At 31.8% G+C, this 23,497-nt stretch carries 16 protein-coding genes; 4 read left to right on the top strand and 12 right to left on the bottom strand.

Going from position 1 to position 23,497, the window contains the following annotated elements; translation table 11 throughout:
* Positions 1 to 6 precede the first annotated feature (6 nt).
* The 12 genes from FIA58_RS04705 to FIA58_RS21395 form a co-directional block, all read right to left on the bottom strand.
* Entirely contained in the window at positions 7 to 480 is a 474-nt protein-coding gene (locus tag FIA58_RS04705) for a hypothetical protein (protein WP_140960568.1), read from the bottom strand.
* Between the two features lie 338 nt (positions 481 to 818).
* Positions 819 to 2,504: an FG-GAP-like repeat-containing protein gene (locus FIA58_RS04700; RefSeq protein WP_140960566.1), complete on the bottom strand. Its 1,686-nt coding sequence runs from the start codon at positions 2,502 to 2,504 to the stop codon at positions 819 to 821.
* Between the two features lie 111 nt (positions 2,505 to 2,615).
* Positions 2,616 to 3,311 carry a response regulator transcription factor gene (locus FIA58_RS04695; protein ID WP_140960563.1) on the bottom strand — a complete coding sequence of 232 codons (696 nt, stop codon included), beginning with the start codon at positions 3,309 to 3,311 and terminating at the stop codon, positions 2,616 to 2,618.
* Positions 3,308 to 6,154, bottom strand: a complete 2,847-nt coding sequence (locus FIA58_RS04690; RefSeq protein ID WP_140960561.1) for a sensor histidine kinase — start codon at positions 6,152 to 6,154, stop codon at positions 3,308 to 3,310. Before FIA58_RS04690 ends, FIA58_RS04695 begins: the two co-directional genes overlap by 4 nt.
* Positions 6,155 to 6,459: 305 nt before the next feature.
* On the bottom strand, positions 6,460 to 6,831 hold the full coding sequence (locus FIA58_RS04685) for a DUF2147 domain-containing protein (protein WP_140960559.1): 372 nt from the start codon (positions 6,829 to 6,831) through the stop codon (positions 6,460 to 6,462).
* Between the two features lie 67 nt (positions 6,832 to 6,898).
* The gene (locus FIA58_RS04680) at positions 6,899 to 8,305 is read right to left on the bottom strand and encodes an efflux transporter outer membrane subunit (protein ID WP_140960557.1); all 1,407 of its coding nucleotides are present in this window, start codon (positions 8,303 to 8,305) and stop codon (positions 6,899 to 6,901) included.
* Between the two features lie 29 nt (positions 8,306 to 8,334).
* Positions 8,335 to 11,508 carry an efflux RND transporter permease subunit gene (locus FIA58_RS04675; RefSeq protein WP_140960555.1) on the bottom strand — a complete coding sequence of 1,058 codons (3,174 nt, stop codon included), beginning with the start codon at positions 11,506 to 11,508 and terminating at the stop codon, positions 8,335 to 8,337.
* Positions 11,509 to 11,518: 10 nt separating this feature from the next.
* Positions 11,519 to 12,727 carry an efflux RND transporter periplasmic adaptor subunit gene (locus tag FIA58_RS04670; RefSeq protein WP_140960553.1) on the bottom strand — a complete coding sequence of 403 codons (1,209 nt, stop codon included), beginning with the start codon at positions 12,725 to 12,727 and terminating at the stop codon, positions 11,519 to 11,521.
* Positions 12,728 to 12,874: 147 nt separating this feature from the next.
* Positions 12,875 to 13,453, bottom strand: coding sequence for a TetR/AcrR family transcriptional regulator (locus tag FIA58_RS04665; RefSeq protein ID WP_140960551.1), 579 nt, complete (start codon positions 13,451 to 13,453; stop codon positions 12,875 to 12,877).
* 95 nt (positions 13,454 to 13,548) lie between these two features.
* Positions 13,549 to 15,567: a tetratricopeptide repeat-containing sensor histidine kinase gene (locus FIA58_RS04660; RefSeq protein ID WP_140960549.1), complete on the bottom strand. Its 2,019-nt coding sequence runs from the start codon at positions 15,565 to 15,567 to the stop codon at positions 13,549 to 13,551.
* A 193-nt stretch (positions 15,568 to 15,760) separates the two neighbouring features.
* Positions 15,761 to 16,003 carry a helix-turn-helix domain-containing protein gene (locus FIA58_RS04655; RefSeq protein WP_140960547.1) on the bottom strand — a complete coding sequence of 81 codons (243 nt, stop codon included), beginning with the start codon at positions 16,001 to 16,003 and terminating at the stop codon, positions 15,761 to 15,763.
* A 309-nt stretch (positions 16,004 to 16,312) separates the two neighbouring features.
* A complete protein-coding gene (locus FIA58_RS21395; RefSeq protein WP_243754635.1) occupies positions 16,313 to 16,954 on the bottom strand; it encodes a DUF6266 family protein in 642 nt (213 codons plus the stop codon).
* 961 nt (positions 16,955 to 17,915) lie between these two features.
* Between FIA58_RS21395 and FIA58_RS04645 the strand changes: the two genes are divergently transcribed.
* From FIA58_RS04645 to FIA58_RS04630, 4 genes are all read left to right on the top strand, one after another.
* Entirely contained in the window at positions 17,916 to 19,331 is a 1,416-nt protein-coding gene (locus FIA58_RS04645) for a hypothetical protein (RefSeq protein ID WP_140960543.1), read from the top strand.
* Positions 19,332 to 19,360: 29 nt separating this feature from the next.
* Positions 19,361 to 21,862, top strand: coding sequence for a hypothetical protein (locus FIA58_RS04640; RefSeq protein WP_140960541.1), 2,502 nt, complete (start codon positions 19,361 to 19,363; stop codon positions 21,860 to 21,862).
* A gap of 25 nt (positions 21,863 to 21,887) precedes the next feature.
* Positions 21,888 to 22,535 (top strand): hypothetical protein, encoded by a 648-nt coding sequence (locus FIA58_RS04635; protein ID WP_140960538.1) that lies wholly within the window; start codon positions 21,888 to 21,890, stop codon positions 22,533 to 22,535.
* A gap of 375 nt (positions 22,536 to 22,910) precedes the next feature.
* Complete coding sequence (locus tag FIA58_RS04630) at positions 22,911 to 23,372, top strand: transposase (RefSeq protein WP_208022755.1); 462 nt, start codon at positions 22,911 to 22,913, stop codon at positions 23,370 to 23,372.
* Positions 23,373 to 23,497 lie beyond the last annotated feature (125 nt).

Below are 23,497 nucleotides of genomic sequence, written 5' to 3'. Positions count from 1 at the left end.
GAGTTATTACTTCTTCCAGCCTCCTTCACCTCCTGCTCCTGCAAATGCTAAAACACCTGTTGGAACTCCTCTAAAATCACCAATAGGCATTCCGTCTTCTCTAAAAAAAACAGCTGCTACAACACCTATTCCTATTTCTCCGCATGTTACTCCTACAGATGTTGTATTCTTCCATAAACCACTCCAATCTGCATAACCTGTGCTAAGGTTTCCATCACATTTAATATCTGCTACTCCAAAACCATATACTCTATGATCCCAAACATAAGGATGGTCTTTAGAATCTTTTGGCGTACACATAAATCGTCCATCGATACCTAACATATTAAATTCAATTTTTGCACCTATAGGGTCTAATAACTTACCACTTTTAAGGATATAGTCCTCAATTTCACTATCTGACATTTTACCACTTAAAATTTTTTTAATTAATGCATTAAAAGCTGTAGTCTGTTCTGGGTTTTGTTTTAAATCATTCATATCTATTTGTTTTTAAATTACTTGTTATTCTTTACTAATTGTTTTTGAGAGAGATTAGGTAGTTAATCAATTATTTAATCTCAACTTGAACTCTTAAAATCACTTTAGTAATTTCTTTTATATATTCTAATTACATACTTCTGTAAAACAATATTCTTCTGAAAAAAAACACTGCTTTAATCATAATGCAATATCAAATATTTATAAACACCATAAAATACGTAGACTAAGCAATTATATAGTAACCTACGTATACTAAGAAGTATAAAAAACAAAAAAGACCTTAAACACGATACGTGTTAAGGTCTTATTAAGTAAGGAAACCAATTACTAATAACTTACATTTTAATAATTTTTTTGGTTAATATTCCTTTATCTGTTGTTATTTTAATGCTATAATTAGCTTGTTTTAAGGGTAGCATATCAATATGTATTAATTCTAAATTATGCTCTATATTTTGTTCTTTTATTATGCGTCCAGTAAGATCATAGATGGCTATTTTTTGAATAGCTAATCCATTTTTTACTTTAATATTTATTTGATTATTCGTTGGGTTTGGATAGATAGACAATTCATTATTAAGTTCATTATCATTTAAGTTTAAGGTAGTACTCCCATTCTTATACCACGCAATTTTATTATCATATCCAGAAGCAGATAAAACATCCATATCTCCATCACCATCTAAATCGGCAACATAAATATTTCTAACAGCATCAGCACTAGTCGTTATAATTTGTTGTGTCCCAAAATTTCCATTTCCATCATTTTCATACCAAGCCACTTTATCATCATTTGATGATGCCGATAGGACATCCATATCTCCATCACCATCTAAATCAGTCGCATGAACAGCATAAGCATAATGCACAAGTGCTGATGTGGCAATTACTTGTTGGGAACTAAAAGTTCCATCACCATTATTTTTGTACCATACTATTCCTATACCATTTATAGCAGCCAATACATCTTGATAACCATCTAAATCTAAATCTTTTGCATATAACCCAAAAACAGAATTACTTACTGTAGCAATATTTTGAGCAGTAGTGAAGTTTCCAAATCCATTATTTTTATACCAATTAATATTGCCATTTGAACTTGCCAGTACATCTATATCTCCATCATTATCAAAATCTGTTGTATTTACCGCACTTCCTGTAGCTTCTGTACTAGAAACGATTTCTTCTGTCCAAGAACTACCATTACTATTATTTTTATACCAATAAATGTGTCCTGTATTAATAGATGTTGAAATTACATCTAAATCACCATCACCATCCATATCTGAAACATGTATTCTTCTTACTAAATTGGCATGAGTGGTTATGGTTTGTTGAGAACCAAAATTACCACTTCCGTCATTTTCATACCACGCAATGCGGTCATCTCCCGCTGAAGCTGATATTACATCCATATCTCCATCATTATCTAAATCAGCAGCATAAACCTCCCAAGCCTCATCTACACTTGTGGTAATAATTTGTTGGGAGCCAAAGTTGCCTGAACCATCATTGGCATACCAAGCAATTTTATTATCATCTATAGAAGCAGAAAGTACATCCAAATCTCCATCTCCGTCTAAATCGGCAGAAAATACAGTAAAAGCGTCTGAAGCATTAGTAGTAATTATATTTTGTCCATAATCAAAAGTTCCTGCACTATTGGTGCTTACCGCAGTGGTAAAACTAGCTACTGCTCTATTGGTACTAGTACTCAAAGTGATACTAATAATTTCTCCTGGTTTAAAGTCTTGCTGTGGATTAAAGATTATAACGCTAGAATATATTCCTAAAAAAGTTCCAAAAACTCTACCAGTTTGAGAACCCGTAACAACAATAGTCGCAGAGTTAAATACTGCAGGAGTAATAAGAGCATCAAAAGAGATCGATAAATTAGCATTTACAGGTACATTTATAGCATTCATAGTGGGATTAGTAGACACTATATTTTGTGAATAAATACTAGCTGAGAGCAACAGTATTAAAGCCAATAGAACGGATAAAAGATAGTTTTTTTTCATTGTAATTTAATTTGTTTTTTAAAATACAATGTTACTGTAAACCGCAATAGTAAACCATACGTATTAGACGCAAATATTACGTAGTTTACTTAGTTAAATCTCTTTTTTAAATTATAAAGACATTATAATTTCTTTGTAATCCATTGTCCATTGCGTTAAAGTATCTAGAGAGGATTCTAATTCTAGTTTAGCAATAATATTAGCACGGTGTTTTTCTATAGTTCTTTTTGAGACTTTAAGTATCTCACAAATTTCTGCTGAATTTTTACCTTGCGCTATCAAACGAATAATAGTTCTTTCCGACGGAGTAAGTAATCCTACTTTTCTAAGTTCATTATCTACAGTATATTTGATATCTTCCTGAAAGGATTTGCTAAAATAAAATTCATCCGATAAAACAGCTTTTATACAGGCTTCGATTTCATCGAGATTGTCTTCTTTTAACAAATACCCGTGAGTACCTACTTTTTTCGCTTGCACTATAAATCCTTTTTCTTTATGATAAGTCATCACCACAAATTTGGTATCCAATTGCAATGCTTGACAGTTTTTTATTACTTCAAAACCATTAAAAAAAGGCATTTCAATATCTAATAAAGCAATACTAGGTTTATGTAATGCTATTATTTCTACTGCTGCTGCACCATTATTAGCCGTAGCCACAATGTTATACCCTGCGTTTTCAAGTTCTTCTGCCAGTCCTTTCAACATGATAGGATGATCGTCTGCTATGATTAAAGAAATGTTTCTTTTATTCATTTTTCCTGTTGGATTTAAAAGTAAGGCAAAATACAACTTATCTATCAAATAGGAAAAGTTAATTGTGTTATTGTTCCTTTTTTAATTAAGGAGTTAATAGTCAATTTAGCCTTAATTATTTTGCTCCTTTCTAATAATGATTTCATGCCTAAACTTTTAGAAAACTTTATTTGTTGTTCATAATCAAAACCTTTACCATTATCCTCTACAATTATTTCAATAGTTGATTTTATTTTATGAATATCTATACTTACTGAAGTGGCTTCAGCATGTTTTACAACATTATTTAAAAGTTCTTGAAGTATTCTATACAAATGCAAGGCTTTATTATTATCCAAGAAAGGATCTATGTTCTCAATATCAAGTGTAAAAAAAAGTGTAGTAGAAGCATCTATGTTATGGATTAAATCATTTATTCCAGCAGTAAAACCTAATCGTTCTAAGACAACGGGATGTAATCCTTGGGAAATAGTTCTTACATTTTGCAACGTATCTTTAGCTAAAGCTTCCATACTAGAGTCATTGCTACTTTTTGATTTTCGTGTTAAAAGCATCAACTGCTGTCCTACACTATCGTGCAATTCTAAAGCCACTCGTGTACGTTCATCTTCTTGCGCATTAATAATATCTTGGGTAATTTGTGCTTGCCGTTTTAAGGCTATTTTATTTTTTTGATTTAAATAAACTATTATAACAAAACCAAGGCTAAAAATAGAAAGAAGCCAAAACCACCAAATTCTCCAAAATGGATTTTTAATACGAATCGCAATCGCAAAGGGTTCTGCTTGCCAAAGTCCATTTCCGTCATCGGCAGTAAACTCAAATTGATACTCTCCTGATGGAATATAAGAAAAGACCGCTTTAGTATCTAATGAGGGAATTGACCATTCATTTCCATCTCGTAAGCCTTTTAAACGGTATTTGTATTTTATGTTATCTGAGTTAGAAAAACTAACGGCTTCCATATCAAAAGTTAAATAGTTTTCACTATGAGAAAGATTAATACACCTGTTTTCTATTTTGTCTTTTATAGATTCTGAAAATAACAATACATCATTTAAATCTAATTCAGGTGCTTTATTATTTTCAACATACTGTTTTTCATCAAAAACGAATAAACCATTTAAAGTGCTCGCTAGTAGAGTCCCATCATCTGTTATTTTTAATCCATTATCTAAAATACCATTTGGAATAAAATTATCTCCAATTTTGTACTTTTTAATACTAACTGAATCTTTCTCAACTAATGAGGTAAAATTAACTTTACTAATTTCTTTTTTAGAAGCCAGCCACAAATCATTTTTATGTACTTTCAAGGCTTTATAGTCATTCCCAAAACGGTCAATAGAATATTTTTTTACTTTAAACATTCCATTGTACAAACTCACATGAAAAATAAATTTATCATTAAGTGCCACAAATTCATTTTCATTAATGGTATCAATAGAAGCAAAAATATCATGATCGGAAGGGTTTAAACCCGGAATAATAGCAATTTTATTGTCTTTAAATTGTAAAATAGCAGCTAACTTAGTTAGAATATAACGGTCACCTAAAGGAAAGATCTTAAATGTTTTTCTAGTTTCAATAATATATGAACTATCCTTGGTGAATACTCTTAAATCATCATCAATGGCCAAAAATGTTATTTTATCATCTTTGTAAATATCTAAATAGGTTCCTTCACGAATAACTTCTGTCATACCATTTTCTTTCATTTCTACAACCTTTTCATCGATGGCTATAAGTAAGGTGTTTTGTGATGTCTTAACTATTCTATGAATTTTAGTATCTGGAAAAAGTATTTTTTCAATCTTATAATCTTTAAGAATTACTACTCCTTTCTCTGAAGCTAAATATAATTTATTATTCCAATCTACTACATCTACAATTATCTCTGAAGGTAACCCTTGCTTTGCTGTAAACAATTGCATGGATTTGTCTTTGAATTTAATTATTCCTTTGTTGTAAGATGCCAACCAATAATTATTTTCAGTATCTTTTATGAAACCATAAATATAATTGGAAGGCAAACCATTATTCGTATTTATAAAATCGAAAGTGCCTTTCTCTTTATTAAAAAAACCTATTCCATTTCCTTCAAAACTAAGTCCTAGTGTAATACCATCCTCTTCTTGAATAATACTAAAAATTCTATTATCATTAATAGCATTCATATCAGGAACAAACTCCTTAATCTTATTATTTTCAAGGCAATACAAAACACCATAAGAACCTATCCAAACTTTCTTTTCTTTATCTATTACTACTTTATAACAAATGTCATTAATCTTATGACTTTTACCATCTATAACTTCAAATTGAAAAGGATTTAAAGTTATTTTTTTAACACCATTTTTTATAGAAGCTGTATAGATAGTGTTATCATCGTACCAAGCGGCACTAGTTGAAAATATGTTTTCATTATTTTTACTATAGTACAGGATAGTAAACTTTTTATCTTTATAATGTATTATTCCTCTATTACTAAAAATATAAATGCTTCCATCTTTTGCTTCTAGAAAATCATTGATGGATCCAAATTTTTTAAAATCTATGGAAGTAGGTGTACTGACTTTATCATTTTTAATAATACTAATGCCTTTAAAAGTACCCACCCAAATATTTTCTTTTGAATCTTCGAAAACTGTGGAGCAAATATTGGAAGGCAATCCCTCTTTTGCAGTAAAATTTTTAAAGTCTTTACCATTAAAACAGCTTACTCCATTCACAGTAGCTACCCATATTTTTTTATTTTTTGCCTGTATAATAGAAAAAGTCTGACTGTGCGCTAATCCTTCTTTAGTACTGTAGGATTTGAAATCGTAGTTTTGAGTAAAAACAAAAGAAGAAAAAAGGGAGAAGAAAAAGAAAACAACTGTTTTTTGCATGGTTTTATTTTTACTAAAACCCAAAAATAATTAAAAAAACAGATACTAGGCTAAAAAACACTTCTGTTATAATATACCAATCATAATAATTGTAATTAATTCTTTTTATGCAATTTTAATTGTTCAATTACTTCTAATATAAATAATAGCCAATACCATAAGTAAACAAGATAAGAATAAACCGATTTCGCTAAGTGTTATATTTTTATTTTTCATAACTATATTTTTTTTAGTTGTTAGTTTTTGTTATATTTTTATTATTTTATTTATTTTATTTCTAGAAGTAAAAGCGATAAAAAAGTTATCTAGGGCATAGGACTGACTCTTTCCCAAATGATAATTTTATTAAATAATCCACTTAAGATTTTTAAACACATAGTATCGTTGTCTATTAATTTTAATTTAGCTTCATATTCCGATTTTTGTTTGTCATCATAATAAGTACCCCCATACAACTTAGTAGCTGACTTTTTTATCATTTGAATAAGCACTACTTGATTCATGTTGTCCTTCTTTTCACTTCTTTTAATTTTACCATAATAAAAAGAACCTTCTTGATAAATCTCAAGACACAATTTCCCTTCATTAGTTTCCCATTTTCCTATAAAACTATCTTGAGCAAAAAGGTCTCCAGTAGTATAAAATAATAGCAATCCTAAAAGTATTTTTTTTATCATAATCTTACATTTCAAATGTTATAAATTGCTCTTGCCTATTTACCAGCAAGAGCAATTCTAATTTATATTATTCCCATCCTCCTCCAAGAGAGCGATATAGCTCAACATTAGCTGATAACCTATCTTTTTTAAGCAAGGCTAATTCTAATTCGGCTTGCAATAAATTACCTTGAGCAATGATGACTTCGACATAAGTTGCTAATCCATTTTTAAATAATAAATCTGCATTTCCAACAGCTCTTTGAAGAGTTGCTACTCTTTCATTGGCCAACTCAAATTGTTCTTTACTTTTTTCAATTTTCACAAGTGCGTTTGATACTTCACTAACAGCAACAAGCACTGTTTGTCTAAATTGAATTACAGCTTGTTCTCGTTGTACTTTAGCTATTTTATATTGGGTTCTTATGCTTTTTCGATTTAGAAGTGGAGCTGTTAATCCTCCAGCAACCGAACCAAATAGAGACGCTGGAATATTAAACCAATTGCTTGATTGAAATGAATTTACTCCAGTAGAAGCCGTAATATTTAAGGCTGGATAGAAATAAGCTTTAGCTACTCCTACATTTGCATTCGCTACTTGTAGCGCTAATTCTGCACTTTTCACATCTGGTCTTTTACTAACCAATTGAGCAGGAATACCTGCTGAAAAACCTTCACTAACTATCAACTCATCAAGCTTACTACTTCTTGTTTTTGCTTCTGGAAATGTTCCTGTTAAAACGCTAATCGCATTTTCTTGCAATTGGATATTTTGTTCTAACTCAGGAATTAATTTGGCAGCAATTAAACGCTGTGCTTCTGTTTGTTGTTTGGCCAAAAGTGTAACTTGACCTGCTTCATATTGCAAATTCACCATAAACAGAATACTGTCATTCAAAGCTAAAGTCTTTTTAGCAATTTCTAATTGTGCATCAAGCATCAATAAATCATAAAAACCTTTAGAAATAGTAGCTACAACTGCAGTTTGTGTTGCCTTTTTAGCCTCTGTGGTTTGCAAATAAGAAGCTAAGGCTTTCTTTTTCTGATTTCTAAATTTGCCCCAAATATCAGCTTCCCATGATAAATTTAGTCCAGCATTATAATCTTCAATATGATTCTTGCCCAAAAATGTACCTGTACTGAGTCCGTTTAGGCTATTTTCAGAAAGTCTAGTCATAGTCGCTGTTGCAAAAGCATTCACTTGTGGAACATTATTCCATTTGGACTGTTTGAACTGTAAATTGGCTATACTAATATTTTTATCAGCAATTTGCAAATCATTGTTTTTTGCTATAGCCTCATCAATTAAGTGAACTAAATCTTGTTCCACAAAAAAGTCCTTCCATTTAATAGTAGCAATAGATGTAGTATCAATAGCAACTACGTTTCTATAGTTTTGAGGAATAGCCACTGTTGTTACTTCTTTTTGTTGAGCCATAGCACTAAATGTCATTATCAACGGTACAATGGCTCTATATATATTATTTCTTATCATATTATTCTTGATTTTATTTTGGCTCAAAATTAATGTTCCGCTTTTTTCTCATTATGAATTACAGCTATTGGTTTTCCTGAAACCTTTTCTTGTAAATATTGGAATATGATGAACAAAACAGGAATGATAAACAATCCAAGAATTACTCCTGAAATCATACCTCCTGCTGCACCAATACTAATAGAGTGATTTCCTTGAGCCGATGGTCCTTTGGCACTCATCATAGGAATTAAACCAACAACAAAAGCTAATGAAGTCATAATAATTGGTCGCAAACGTAATTTGGCTGCGTCTATGGATGCTTTGACCAACGCTTGCCCTGATTTTCTTTTTTGCACGGCAAATTCCACAATCAAGATGGCATTTTTTGCTAGTAGTCCAATAAGCATTACCAAGGCTACTTGTACGTAAATGTTGTTTTCAATTCCAGTTAAACCGATGGCTACAAAAACTCCAAAGATTCCTGCTGGTATAGAGAAAATTACGGCTAATGGCAAAATATAACTTTCATATTGCGCTGCTAGTAAGAAATAAATAAAGATTAAACAGAGTAGGAATATCATTGCCGATTGACCTCCTGATGAAATTTCTTCTCTAGTTTGTCCCGAAAATTCAAAGGCATAACCCGCAGGCAATTGCTGTGTAGCTACTTCTTCGATGGCCTTGATGGCATCACCTGAACTAAATCCAGGAGTAGGAATAGCATTTATCGAAATAGAATTGAACAAATTGTATCTTGAAGCTGTCTCAGAACCATAAATACGACTTAGTTTTACCAAAGTATTAATGGGAACCATTTCTCCTCGATTATTTTTCACAAAAACTCGGTCTATTGACGAAGGATCAGCTCTATCATCAACATCAGCTTGAACTATTACTCTATAATATTTACCAAAACGGTTAAAATCTGATGCCTGAGCACTACCAAAATAAGCTTGCATCGTTTGTAAAATATCTTTGACCTTTACCCCTAATTGATCGGCTTTTTCATCATTGATATCCAATTGTAATTGAGGATAATCGGCTTTGAAACTTGTAAAGGCTACGGCTATTTCGGGGCGTTTCATTAATTCGCCAATGAAATTTTGAGAAATACCACTAAATTTATCCAGCTTTCCTCCAGTTTTATCTTGTAATACTAAGTCTAAAGCTTCCACATTACTAAAACCAGGAACCGTGGGAAAACTAAAGACAAAGAAACTTCCTCCCGAAATTACAGATAATTGACCACGAACTTGGTTCATGATATCGTCTATGTTTTTCACTTCACCACGTTCTTCATTTGGTTTTAACAAAACAAAAACAACTGCTGAAGAAGGACTGGTAGAATTGGTCAATAAATTAAAACCTGAAATAGCAGTAACGTCTCTTGAAGCATCCAGTTTACTCAATACATCTTCTGCTTGAGTCATTACTTTTTGTGTTCCATCTAATGAAGTTCCAGAAGGTGTACTTACTGAAATGGCTATAAAACCTTGATCTTCTGTTGGAATAAATCCTGCAGGAGTGGTTTTTACCATGATAATTGTCGCAATCGTAATTAAAGCTAAACCACCTAAGCTCAACCATTTTCTACGAATTAGGAATTTTAAACCACCAACATACCTATTGGTCAACGAATTAAAACTGCTGTTAAAAGCACTAAAGAATTTTTCTTTAAACCCTTTTTTCTTGTATGGTGCATCGTCATCTTTAACAACATGATTGTCTTTTAAAAACAAAGCAGCTAGTGCAGGGCTCAAAGTTAAAGCATTAACTGCCGAAATTACAATAGCAATAGCCATAGTAAAAGCAAACTGACGGTAGAAAACTCCCGTAGAACCTTCCATAAAACCAACAGGTAAGAATACCGCTGCCATTACTAATGTAATCGAAATAATAGCACCTGTAATCTCGTGCATCGCTTCGTGAGTGGCAACTTTTGGAGACAAATGTTTGTGTTCCATTTTGGCATGCACGGCCTCGACCACTACAATCGCATCATCGACCACAATACCAATGGCTAAGATTAAAGCGAATAAGGTCAATAAGTTAATCGAAAATCCGAATAACTGCATGAAAAAGAAGGTTCCTAAAATCGCAACTGGAACTGCAATGGCTGGAATTAAAGTAGATCTAAAATCTTGCAAGAAGATAAATACCACGATAAATACCAATAGAAATGCTTCTAGTAAAGTATGCTTTACCTGATCAATTGATTGGTCTAAAGAAACTTTTGTACTATAAAAAATATTCTTCTTAATACCTGCTGGAAAACTTTTAGCTTGTTTTTCCATCAATTCATTAATAGCAATCTGAATATCATTCGAGTTAGAACCTGCTAACTGAATAACACCAATTACAATTCCCTTTTTACCATTTAAACGTGTTAAACTGTTATATGAATAAGCACCAAGCTCTACTCGGGCAACATCTTTTAAGCGAAGTATAGAACCATCAGCATTCGAACGAATGGCAATATTTTGATAGTCTTCAGCTTTAGTAAGTTTTCCTTTGTATTTGATTACGTATTCAAAAACTTCTTTACTTCGTTCTCCAAATTTCCCTGGAGCAGCTTCCAAACTTTTGTCTTGAATAGCAGTCATTACTTCATTAGGCGTTACATTGTATGTTGCCATTTGTGTGGGATTCAACCAAACGCGCATGGAGTAATCTTTTACTCCTCCAAAAATTGCGGCAGAACCCACTCCAGGAATACGTTTAATTTCTGGAATAATATTAATTTGAGCGTAATTGGCAACAAAAGTCTGATCGTATTTCGATTCATCTTCGGTATACATACCAATTGCCATGATAAAGCTATTTTGTTGTTTAGCTGTGATAACTCCTTGTTGCACTACTTCGGCAGGCAATTGACTGGTAGCTTGTGCCACTCTGTTTTGAACGTTAACCGCTGCTTGGTCGGCATCGGTACCTAACTTAAAGAAAACAGTAATCGCTAAAGTACCATCATTACTAGCGGTAGAACTCATATACGTCATGTTTTCCACTCCATTTATAGATTCTTCTAATGATGGAGCAACTGAGCGTAGTACAGTTTCAGCATTGGCTCCTGGATATACTGCCGTCACCAAAACAGAAGGTGGAGCAATATCAGGAAATTGTTGTAGTGGTAATTTGTTAAGTCCAAGTACTCCTAGTATCACCAACAAAATGGAGATAACCGTTGCCAGTACAGGCCTTTGAATAAATATTTTGAACATTTTTGAAAAATTATTTTTTGTTAATTAATTGTGTCACTGCTGCTTTTGTTTTTTCAGGCTGAATTTCTTGACCTTCTTGTAGCTTATCAATTCCGCTCAATACAATTTGATCTCCTGCTTGTACACCCTCTTTAATTAGGTAATTGGTTCCACTTTTTCCAATAATACTGATAGGCATTTTACTGACTTTATTGTCTTTGCTGACTATGAAAACAAATACTTTATCTTGCATTTCAATAGTTGCCGATTGTGGAATTAAAATAGCATCCTCATGTTGGATTCCCAAATGGACTTTTCCTGTATTTCCTGATCGTAACGTACCGTTTGCATTTGGGAAAGTAGCTCTTAAAGTAATCGCACCCGTGTTTTTATCAAACTGACCATCGACCATGTCAATTTTTCCAGATTGTGTATAGGCACTATTATCAGCAAGAATTAAAGTTACTGGAGGTAAATTCTTGATTTTATCACCAATAGTACTTCCAGCATATTGCGCTTTAAAGTTGATAAAATCGGTTTCACTTAAAGAAAAATAAGCAAATACTTCGTGTACATCAGAAAGGTTTGTTAATGGTTCAATATCTGATGCAGAAACTAAACTTCCTTGTTTTTTAGGCAATCTTCCTATGTAGCCGCTAACAGGAGCAGTTACGTTAGTATAGGCTAAATTAATTCTTGCCGAAGCCACCATTGCTTTGGCTTGTTCTATATTAGCAGTAGCAATTTTTTGAGAAGCTTTAGCTGTTTTTAATTGATACTCAGAAACAACCTTGTTTTGTACTAAGGGAGTTAACTTATCTACTTCTAACTGAGCATTAATTAAAGCCGCTTCCGCAGCATGAAGATTAGCTAAAGCAGTATTTAATTGCTCACGAAAAGGACGTTCATTAATTTTAAAAAGGGGTTGGCCTTTAGTCACATAGGCTCCTTCATCCATGTAAACTCTTTCAAGATTACCACTTACTTGTGGACGAATTTCAACGTCAACTGTTCCTTGTATAGAAGCTGGGTATTCTACATCAGTAACAGCATTCGTATTTTGTATGGCAAGAACTGGTAGTACAGGTGCTACTGCTACTGGTGCTTGTTGTTTATCAGCACAGCTAATTAAAAATAGTGTGATTAAGCTCAATAAAGTAACTTTTTTCATAATTGGGTTTGGTTTTAATTGGGTATTTACTATTGTCATTGTTTTTGGAATAATCGTTTCAGAATTCATGCTGTTTTTAATTAAAATTTGTGTTTCTAGTAAAGTGTTAATTCTGGAATAATCGTTTCAGAATCAGTGCTGTAATTTAAAAATGAATATGTGTATTATGTTTTTATTTCTGAAATAATCGTTTCAGAATTTAAGTAAAAAAAAGGGTTATTTAAATATATTTTTAATCAGGAATTCTGACATTTTTTTGATTTTTATTGGATTTTGGTGAAGAATGTACGATTGCTTCCAACCTGTAAAAGAAGTTGCAATGTATTCTGCCATTAAAGCGGCATCTTCGGTATCATCCATTTCTCCATCATCCATAGCTTTTTGAACAGTGATGGCTAAAAAATCGATAAAAACATCATTGTTCTTATTCATTTGATTTCGAACTTCGCAATCATCTGGAGCAATTTCAAAAATGGTTTTCATTCCTAGGCAACCTTTATCGCAAGATACAATCCAATCTGCTTTATCGCTAATTAATTTAATCAGTGCTTCTTTAGCTGATTCATGTTGGGCAACTTTTTCTTTTAGTTCAAGCATTGCATTATCAAAATAATTACGAATGCATTTCATGAATAATTGATGTTTGTCGCCAATAGTGTTGTATAAACTACTTCTATTGATTTGCATAGCATCCACAAGGTCTTGCATTGAAGTTGCATTATATCCTTTTTCCCAAAAGACATTCATTGCTTTTTCAATCTTTTCAACCTCGTTAAATTCTACACAGCGTGCCATATAAATAAAATTTCTATGCAAATATAAAACTTTTTCTGAAACGGCTGTTCCAAAATTATTATTTTTTTTAAAAAGTTAAAAAATATAGTAACTAGCTATCCAATAGGAAAGGTTACTTGCGTTATTGTTCCCTTTTTCAGTATCGAATTAATGGTTAGATTAGCCTTAAGTATTTTGCTTCTTTCTAATAATGATTTCATACCTAAACTTTTAGAAAATCGCATTTGTTTTTCATAATCAAACCCTTTACCATTATCTTCTACAATAATCTCAATTGTAGATTTTTCCTTTCGAATGTCTATACTTACAGCAGTTGCTTCTGCATGTTTTACTATATTATTTAAAATTTCTTGTTGTATTCTATATAGATGTAAGGCTTCTTTATTATTCAAGTAGGCATCAACATTCTCTATTTCAGTTGTAAAAAAAAGTGCTGTATTAGTATCAATTGTTGTGATTAAATCATTTATACCTGCTGTAAAACCTAATCGTTCTAATACTACAGGATGTAGTCCTTGAGAAATGGTTCTTACATTTTGCAAAGTATCTTTGGCCAAAGCCTCTATACTAGTATCATTGCTATTCTTCGATTTACGGGTTATGAGCATTAACTGCTGCCCTACACTATCGTGTAATTCCAAGGCTACTCTTGTGCGTTCCTCTTCTTGTGCGTTTATAATATCTTGGGTAAACTTTTCTTGAATTTTTTGTTTCTTTTTGGCAAAGTTACGAGAACGAATGATGGATAGAAAGCCAAAAAGAGTCAGTAAACTTAATCCTCCAAACAAAAGCCATTGGTTCATGATTTTATTTTTAGAGTCCAATAAAGCTATATTAGCTTCTTGATTTTCAATGATTAAATCTCTTTTCTCTGTTTCATATAACGTTTGATAATAAGCCAATACTCTTGTTTTTTGAATCGAACCTATAGAGTCTTTAATATGCGTATAATTTTTAAAATGATAGAGTGCTTTTTCTTTATCTCCTATTTGTTCATACACATCATATAAGAATTTTTCAGCCAATTGTATTTCCTCAAATTGTTTGCCTTTTTGTTTTAATTTTAAATAGGTATCGCCATAAGCAATAGCTTGTTTATACTCTTTTTTAGAAAATAAAAGACTCTTTTTAGCTTCTAAATAAAAAGCCTCATTATAGTGGGTTGTGTATTGTTCAGGATTAGCTTCTAACTCTTTCACTATTTTTTCAGCTAATGCAATGCTATCATTTTCTGCATAAGCAACAGCTAAAGCTGATCTAAAAATAGGTTCGAAATAAACTTTATGCTGTGATGTTTCATTGTTTTTAAGCGCTAATTTTAAATTAGCAATGCGTTCCGCTTGTAAACCCACTTTATTATAATCGGCTGCCATATTGAAATAAATGACACCTATATTGGAATAGGGTTTATATCTCTTGGCTAATTCTATTTGTTCTTCCCTTTCTTTTTTAGATTCTTTATAAAACCCGCTTTTACTATATAAAATGGACATCGATCCTTTGGCATCAATCCATTTTAAAGTATCTTTTTCTTTTTGAAAAGAATTTATGGCTTCTGTAAGTGCTAGGGATGCTTTTCCAAATTCTCCCTTATCAACATAAACAATTCCTTTTCGAAATGCAATAAAACCTAGAGTAGTCGAATTATATTGAGTAGCATAGGAAGCAGCTTTATCATAAGCATTAATAGAAGCGTCAAAATCTCCTGCATAATAATACATATTGGCTACATTAGTATAATAATTATCTAGTATATTAGGGGCTGATACTTTTTCAAGCAAAGGGCTCATAGTAGCTATAATTTGTTTTCCTTCTTCAAACTTTCTAGAGGTATAAGCTATGTAATCAATCAGGTTAGACGCTTGTCTGGTGGCTACATCTGCCGAATCTAGTTCTATGGCATAAGACATAGTAGCTCTTAATATGGAATCACACTCCAAATTGGTATCATGATAGATATAATTCGCTAAACTATCCAATAATTTAAGACGTTTTGCTCCTTGCGCTTTTTGAATAGCGGTTTCTAATTGTTTTTTCTTTTGTTCGGCATTTTCTTTTTGGGCAAAAATACTTATTGAAACTAGCAATAGCGGTAATAAAAGCTTTACTTTCATTTGTTTTGTTTTTGTAAAAATAAAAACTTTTAAAAAGATACTATCCTATTTGTAGCTTTTGTATTGAAATAATTTAAAAAGTGGGATTTAATGGTGGAAAAATGACAATGACAACTTCAATGGCTATTTCAAAGTTAAAAACCTACAATATTGATAACCGGAACAAAGAACAGTAAGTAAAAGCCATCTACTACTATATTTTATTTAGCAAATACTGATTAAAAAAACTCTTTGGATAATGATACCGACCCCCTATTTTAGCATAAGGAATCGCATTCGCTTTACGCAATCGGTATAATTTACTATCACTAAAATTAAAACGCTGTTTAATATCCGCACTGTCCAGCCAATCCTCTTCTTTAGGCGGATGCAACTCTAAAAGTAAAACCTTCAACTGGGCAACTTCTTTTTTTAAATGTTCAATTTCTTTCTTCATGGCATAAAAGTTTTACTATAAAAAACACTTACTAAAATCATTCCACTTTATAAGATAAATCTGTTAAAAAAATGATAATTTATTACAATCATTCAACGCTCTATTTTTTTGGAACACTGGTTGAAAAAATTGGATAAATTGTTGTAATTCTTTGTCCTCTCTGCAACTACATTAACACAACAGAAAACAAAAAACTCACAACCCGCAACAGTCAACAAACAACGGACAAAAAAAGACACAAAGCCGAAACTCTGTGTCTTAAAAATCCCCATAATCAATCATCATCCATTAACAATTAATAATTAACAATCAACTAACCACCACATTCCCCAAATACGTACTAGTCGAATTGCGCTTCCCATCAGCAGAGGCAAATAATGCCCATACTTCAACTGTAGCACCACTTAGCGTTATGGGTAGCAATAAAGAGCCTGTAGTAGCACTGCGATCGGCAACACCTAACGAGTAGATCCAGTTTTTTGTAGCAGCATCATACACCCCTACTACCAACTTGTCTGTGGCTACCGCTTCTCCTTGACCAGAGTTGTCGTTCCATGAAAAATCAATAGTATTAGTAGTTGCTGTACTGATGGCACCTGCTTCTACCCCAATTAAATACCCTTTGGCCAATTGTACTTTGTTGTAAGCAAAAGTAAAATCAGGATCGGCATACACAATCACTTCTTTCATGTGATACGACATGGCACGGTTCACTCGCGATTTCTCACCTTGGTTTGCACCATAATACCGACTTAAAATAGGATAAATAGGACCTAAAAACCCAATTACCGACGCAAATTTTAATCGATGCAGCGCTTGCTCTGGAGTGGCTGCTTTGTTACTCTTTCTTGGTAAAGAACGCAATACTTCTTTACCTCGCCAGTTAGCACCTACTACTGGACCAACTTTTCCGGAGAAGGCACCTAAAATGCCTTTGTTGTACGTTCCCATAAGGTCAAAATTTAAAAGTTATACATTTTTTTTAGTTCTTAGTCCTCAGCATCTAGTACTTAGTAAATGGTTATGATTAACCACTGATGGCTAAGTACTGACCTCTAAGGACTAAAGAGACTATTTACCTAAATCCAACAACTCTGCCAAAACTCCTAAAATAAAGCCTCGTGAACGGTTTTGATTGGTTTTGACCGCATTTGACTGTTTTTGACTGCTTTTGACTGCTTTCAAGGGGTTAAATAAGGCCTTTGTTCGGAGCTTGTAGCGAAAAGCTGCGGTAAAGCCGTACCAAACACGCACTTTTTCGCAACAACGTCCGAACCAAACTGCTACTTGACTGCTACTAAACCCAAGAAATAGATGAGGAAAGTCAAAAGTCAAAAGTTGAAAATTGAAAGGAGAAAGTTAAAAGAATAAACCAATAAAAATTACCTGGAAACTAAGGACTAACAACTAATCACTCAAGAATACGGTTTCCCATAAAACTGATAGAAATACTTTTACTCCTATTGTCGAAATTCTTGGGTAAGATTTACTTTAAACTTTTTAGTTTTTAGTTTTTACAAACTCGTTACAATAATACAAACTTGTAACTACAAGTTGCTTTATGAAGGGTAGTATTCAATTAATTGTATGACTTTATCTCGAAACAAATTAAATCTGCCACTATCTTTTTTTACAGTAGTGTTTTTTATACGTTTCTCTATTCCTTTTTTACAAAAAAAAGACTACACTACGTATAAATACGTATAAATACGTATAAAAAAGAGCAAAAAATACGTATAAATACCTATTGACTAGTGTTTTAAAAAGGGGTATTTTTATAGGGTAACTAAAATTATTAGTAGTGCTTAAAATTATAACTAACTAAAAAACAAGGACAACATGAAAAAACACTTACTCTATTTATTGTTTTTATAATTTATAGCTACTTACTTTCTAAATAAATTATGAAAACATGTATGAAAAATTAATTACAGTAATTATCATGCTTTTTATTCTAAGTATGATTAGTGAAAGACTAGTAACTTTCTTTAAATTATGGTGCGTAAAAGGAAACAGTTTTCTCTTTATAATAGTTTCTAAAGAATTAGATACTTCAATAAAATCTAACGATAAAGAAGAAGAAAATAAAAGAGAGCAGGCTATTTTAGCCATAAACTTAACGATTTCTCTATGTATAGCTTTAATTAGCAAAGCAAGTTTATTTAATATGTTTACCTATTCTAATAGTACGGATTTAAAATTCCTTTTAGGATGGAATTTTTCTAGAACTTTCGATATAGTAGAATTTATTCAAATACTAGTAGGGTGTGCATTAACAGCTTGCTTTATCAGTTTGGGTTCAAAGTTTTGGCATGATATGCTTGATATGTTATTTTATGCTAAAAACCTCAAAGAGAAATTAGTGGATAAAGCAACCTATGAAATGAGTAATCTAAAACAAATAGAAGATTGGATTAGTCTTTCAGAAAATGAAATAATTAAGAAAGTTTTCAATGACAATTTAGATTATCTAAAAAATATAAAAGATGTTATTGCTGTGGGCATTGGTCAGGATGCTAGGAATAAATACATAGAGATAACGACCACCTCAAACAATCATTCAGAGATTCCCTCTTACTTAACTTATCAACTCCCCAATAATACAATTCGAAATTATCCTGTCAAAATAATTACATCTTCAACAATAGTAACACATGGTAACCTTTCTTTTAAGAGTGACATTACCAATCAAGGACGACTTTCTAATTATGGTTCTTTTGGATTAGCTGTAAAATTTAAAAATGGTAGCAGTAATCATAAAATGCTCCTTACTTGTTATCATGTGATTATAGGTCATGGAGATGATTTCTATAGTTTTAAATATACAGAAAGAGATGAAATAGTATCTCCTTACTATGATGAAGATGCAACAGTAGGAAGAGTAAGACAGGCCATAAGAAATGATAGAATAGATGCGGCAATTATTGATATTGATAATAACATTTCTATTTCAAATATTTTGCCAAATGGTTCCATTATAAATGACATAAGAGTTATAAATAATGAGGAACTATATAAAGGAATTCCTGTTAGAATATATGGATATAAAAGCAATTCAGATACAGGTATGGGAATAATTGATTCTTTGCATAATTATGTAAATATAGAATATACACTACCTAATGGTCGAAAACAAAACTGGGGACTTTATGATTTAATTTCTGTCTCTAATTATGGAAGTGCTATTTCTCAAGAAGGAGATTCTGGATCTGCTCTATTAGATGAAAACAATAATGTAATAGGCATTGTTGTTGGAGGTAATGATTATAGTACCTATGCTATACCTATTGAAACCATTTTTAATCAACTAAACTTAGAATTATTATGAAGCTAAACAACTTAAAAAAAATCAATCTCTTGTGTTTATTAGCAATTATTTTTACAACAAATAACTTATGTTTTTCACAAGAAAAAGAAACAGTAATAACCATTGAAAATGATTTTAATTATTTTTTAATGGATAATTCTATACCTAGCAATCAAGATATCATGATAACCTTTAAAGTAACAAATCCAAATAATTACATTTTTAGTTATCAATTAGACAATGATACACCTATAGCGCTTACTAATCTTTTAAAAAGTGATAAAAACTTCATCAATTATAAATTACCTAGAAATGAATTTAATAAAAAAAATGTTGCCAAAATCACTTTTATTAGAACCGATAAGAATGATGCAAAAAAGTCAGAAGCTATTGAGATTAGTATTAATAAAATATCCCTCGCAAAAGGAAATATAATTGACGATGCCATTGCACTACAAAACGCAAAAGATAATGAACAATTAGTAATAGACATTCTATCTTTTTATGCTAATAAAGAACTAAGCTTAGATGCTTTAAAAGAATTAATAAATGAAAACCCCTATCTAAAAGATTTAATTTCTATAAAAAATGACAATAATGCAAAAAATGAATTGTTTGTAATAAAAAGTGTCGGTTCTTTAACGGGTACTTTAAAACAAAATTATAATTCATCCATTACAGGTATTCAAAGTGGTGGACTAGCTGGTGTTGATGTAACAAAATACGCGAATGCTCTGGCCGATGTAATGATAGACCATGCAAAACAAGAACTTACCATTGCCTTTTTTAATCGGTTTAAAAATTTTATTAACGAGCATGAAGAATTTAGAATTTTATTTCCAAAAACGACTGATAAATTAGAAAACCTCCTGAGTTATAAATATCCTGAAATGATTAAAGCTTTACGTGAAGTTTTTCATGAAGATATTAGGATGATAGCCTTTAGAATAGACGATGTTTTTGCCTTGCCAAAATACCAGTTATTAACAGAAAACTATCCAGAAATCACACTAGCTATTCGAAGTTTACGACTAGTCCATCAACTAGAAACTGGAGGATTAAATGCAGCGGGTGTATTAAATGTCATGTCCAACTTTAGTGAATGGAATAATAAATCTAATTCCAATAAATTTAAAAATATTGGTAACGCTTTAAAAGTAGCCAATACTCTCAATAATAGTGTAAGTTATGTAGAAGAAGGTGAATTGAAATGGCATGAATCTGAGAAAATAGCAAAACTATTTGAAGATGAAGTAGTATTTAAAATTTATATGGGCTTGTTATATGAAAAAGAAAAAAATACAACTAACCCTATAGCTTTTATTCAAACAAACGGCACTTCAATACCTTTTTTAACAGTATTAGAGAATCAAAAGGATAACTTGTTTTTTTTTCAAAACAAGATACAAGAATTTACAGATTTAAATTTAGTTCTTAAAAAAACAATTAAAGAAATTAAAGATAAAGCCAATAAAACAACTAATGAAGATTTAAATAAATACATGACAGTTTCAATTGATGTCATTGAATATGGTATTTCTCTTTATGATTATTTTGATAAATCAATAGAAGTTTCAGATGAATATGTTGCAATATTAAGACTTTCAAATGCTATTTATAAAAACGTTTATGAAGAACAGTACAATGCTGCAATAAGTAACTCTATCGATTTATTTTCAAAAATTATAGCTATTAAGAACGATAAATATAAAATCAATGAAAAGGAGTTTAATGCTATTGAAAAAATAACTGAAGATAAAGATTTATTAAAAATAGCTAAGGATTTAAAAGAAGATAGTTTTGAAACTAAAGCAACAGAAATAAACAACTTGGTAGCTGTAATAACTAACCAAGACTTAAAAAACAAAATTGAAGATTTTAAAAATAACAATGATAATGATAAAAAACAAAAGGAAATGTATGAAAGCTTTTTGGATATTATACAAAAGTTAAAACCTTATGCCCTTTTCATGGCAAATATGATTGAAGCAAAAGATGAAAAAGAAGTCAAAGCTGCTTTAGATGCCGTTATACTGCCTGTAGGTAGTTCTTCTATTAAAAAGCATTCTATTTTCAACTTCAATGTTCAATCTTACTTGGGAGCTCGTTTGAGTTTCACAAACCCAAAAACAGCTATACAAAATACTTGGAATGATACATTTGCCATTTCTGCTCCTATTGGTTTAAGTATAAGTCACGGGTTTAACAACAATTGGGGTGCCATCACATTGTTTGCACCCATTCTAGATTTAGGTGCTATTGTTGACTATAAATTAAAATACGAGAATGAAGGAACTGCTAATGAGTCATTAGAATCAAAAGACTATACGATTAAACTGGGGCAAATATTTTCTCCAGGAGCTTATCTTGTGTATGGTTTTGGTGCAAATATTCCTCTATCATTAGGCTTTGGTGGGCAATATGGTCCAGGTCTTTCTAAAATTAGTGAAGATAGCACCACAGAAATTAGCAATCCATACTGGAAATGGAATGTTTTTCTATCTGTCGATATTCCTTTATTTAATCTATCTAATAAAGCAAAAGTGAAATAATTTTTAATCAATAAATCAAATCCTTATGATCCAATTAAATTTAGATTTTTCAAATTATAAACCCACAAATATTGAACTAATAGAGGCTTTTGCACAAGGCAAAGTCAAATTGCCTGGCATACAAGGTTCAGTAGGAAATTGTGCTTCTATCGCTTTAATTAAAGCAGCTATTGAAATCTTTGGTTTGTATGCTGTTTTTGATTTGCAACAAAACAATGAAACCTATAGTGTGACCTTCAAAAACAATCATACAGTAAGCTTTACAGATGCAGAATTAGAACGAAGTACTTATGTGGCCGATTTAATTATTAATGCTAGTGATCCAGGAAAAGTAGCACTTAATAAAGCTATAATGGACTATGCAAATATTGCTTTGTGTGCTATGGTTAAACGGGTTATGGAAATAGGTGAAGCTGGTGCAGGTAAAAACGATTTTGAACAAGCACTTATTGCTTTAAATGATGGTGCTAATACTCCAACTTTACCAGAAAAATTAGGCTTAGAAAATAACTATTACGGCAAAAAATGGTATAGAAATGCTTCAGGCAATGGACTTATCGGTTGGTTAAAAGGACATACCGTTTATATTTCTCAGGGAAAAAGAGATGACCGCGGATCAGTAGCTTCAGACCTATTTAAATACCCTAAACGGATGCAAATAGTTGATCGTTAAAAATAGACATTACAGGTAAATGATAGAAATGAAAAAAAATAATTATTTTAATTTTAACAATTATCCTGTCATTAGGTTTTACAACAACTAATGAAATAAAATGGAGCAGAAATTTAGAAGAAAGTTTAAAAGGTTAGAAAACAAACCTTAATGACAAAATTCAATAACAAATATAGAATAGATTCCACACGATTGCAACATTGGAATTATGGGCAAAAGGCGGTGTATTTTATAACCATTTGTACCGCAAACAGGGAACATTTTTTTGGTACGATTGTAGAGACGCGATGCATGGCGTCTCAACCCATCACGTCTCAACCCATCGCGTCTCAACCCATCGCGTCTCAACAGGGCATCACGTCTGAACAACGCATGGTGCCATCCGAAATCGGAAAAATCGTTGCAGATGAATGGATGAAAACACCGGAAATAAGACCCGATATGAATATAGAATTAGGGAAATTTATCGTAATGCCCAATCATTTTCATGGAATTATATTTATTGGCAACAATGCGTATAATAATGAAAAAATGGGAATGGACGCGATGCGTTGTAGAGACGCCATGCATGGCGTCTCTACAACGCATTCCATTTCAACGGATAAAACCGATGATGAATACAAAAACCAATTTGGTCCACAATCCAAAAATTTGGCATCCATTATTCGTGGATTCAAATCGGCCGTTACCGTTCAGGCACGACGTATTGATCCTGATTTTGGTTGGCAGGCCGGATTTCACGACCACATCATCCGAAATCCAAATGCGTATGAAAACATTTCACAATATATTATTGATAATCCAAAAAAATGGAATTTGGATGCATTTAATAAATGATGTATTGGGTTGTATTACGTTACGTAGAGACGCATTGCAATGCGTCTCAAAATATGATTGAAATAAATGGTTAAAATGTATGTGTGAAATGCATGTGTGAAACGTGACGTAGAGACGCATTACAA

Origin of the sequence: Flavobacterium jejuense, assembly GCF_006491595.2 — a bacterium.
Lineage (GTDB): Bacteria > Bacteroidota > Bacteroidia > Flavobacteriales > Flavobacteriaceae > Flavobacterium > Flavobacterium jejuense.
This window is presented reverse-complemented; position numbering and strand designations above follow the sequence as displayed.

What these genes read in the sequence shown, in the direction of transcription:
- FIA58_RS04705 (WP_140960568.1), bottom strand. Translation starts at nt 480, where the DNA reads ATGAATGATTTAAAACAAAACCCAGAACAGACTACAGCTTTTAATGCA.
- FIA58_RS04700 (WP_140960566.1), bottom strand. Translation starts at nt 2,504, where the DNA reads ATGAAAAAAAACTATCTTTTATCCGTTCTATTGGCTTTAATACTGTTG.
- FIA58_RS04690 (WP_140960561.1), bottom strand. Translation starts at nt 6,154, where the DNA reads ATGCAAAAAACAGTTGTTTTCTTTTTCTTCTCCCTTTTTTCTTCTTTT.
- FIA58_RS04685 (WP_140960559.1), bottom strand. Translation starts at nt 6,831, where the DNA reads ATGATAAAAAAAATACTTTTAGGATTGCTATTATTTTATACTACTGGA.
- FIA58_RS04680 (WP_140960557.1), bottom strand. Translation starts at nt 8,305, where the DNA reads ATGATAAGAAATAATATATATAGAGCCATTGTACCGTTGATAATGACA.
- FIA58_RS04675 (WP_140960555.1), bottom strand. Translation starts at nt 11,508, where the DNA reads ATGTTCAAAATATTTATTCAAAGGCCTGTACTGGCAACGGTTATCTCC.
- FIA58_RS04670 (WP_140960553.1), bottom strand. Translation starts at nt 12,727, where the DNA reads ATGAATTCTGAAACGATTATTCCAAAAACAATGACAATAGTAAATACC.
- FIA58_RS04665 (WP_140960551.1), bottom strand. Translation starts at nt 13,453, where the DNA reads ATGGCACGCTGTGTAGAATTTAACGAGGTTGAAAAGATTGAAAAAGCA.
- FIA58_RS04660 (WP_140960549.1), bottom strand. Translation starts at nt 15,567, where the DNA reads ATGAAAGTAAAGCTTTTATTACCGCTATTGCTAGTTTCAATAAGTATT.
- FIA58_RS04655 (WP_140960547.1), bottom strand. Translation starts at nt 16,003, where the DNA reads ATGAAGAAAGAAATTGAACATTTAAAAAAAGAAGTTGCCCAGTTGAAG.
- FIA58_RS21395 (WP_243754635.1), bottom strand. Translation starts at nt 16,954, where the DNA reads ATGGGAACGTACAACAAAGGCATTTTAGGTGCCTTCTCCGGAAAAGTT.
- FIA58_RS04645 (WP_140960543.1), top strand. Translation starts at nt 17,916, where the DNA reads ATGTATGAAAAATTAATTACAGTAATTATCATGCTTTTTATTCTAAGT.
- FIA58_RS04635 (WP_140960538.1), top strand. Translation starts at nt 21,888, where the DNA reads ATGATCCAATTAAATTTAGATTTTTCAAATTATAAACCCACAAATATT.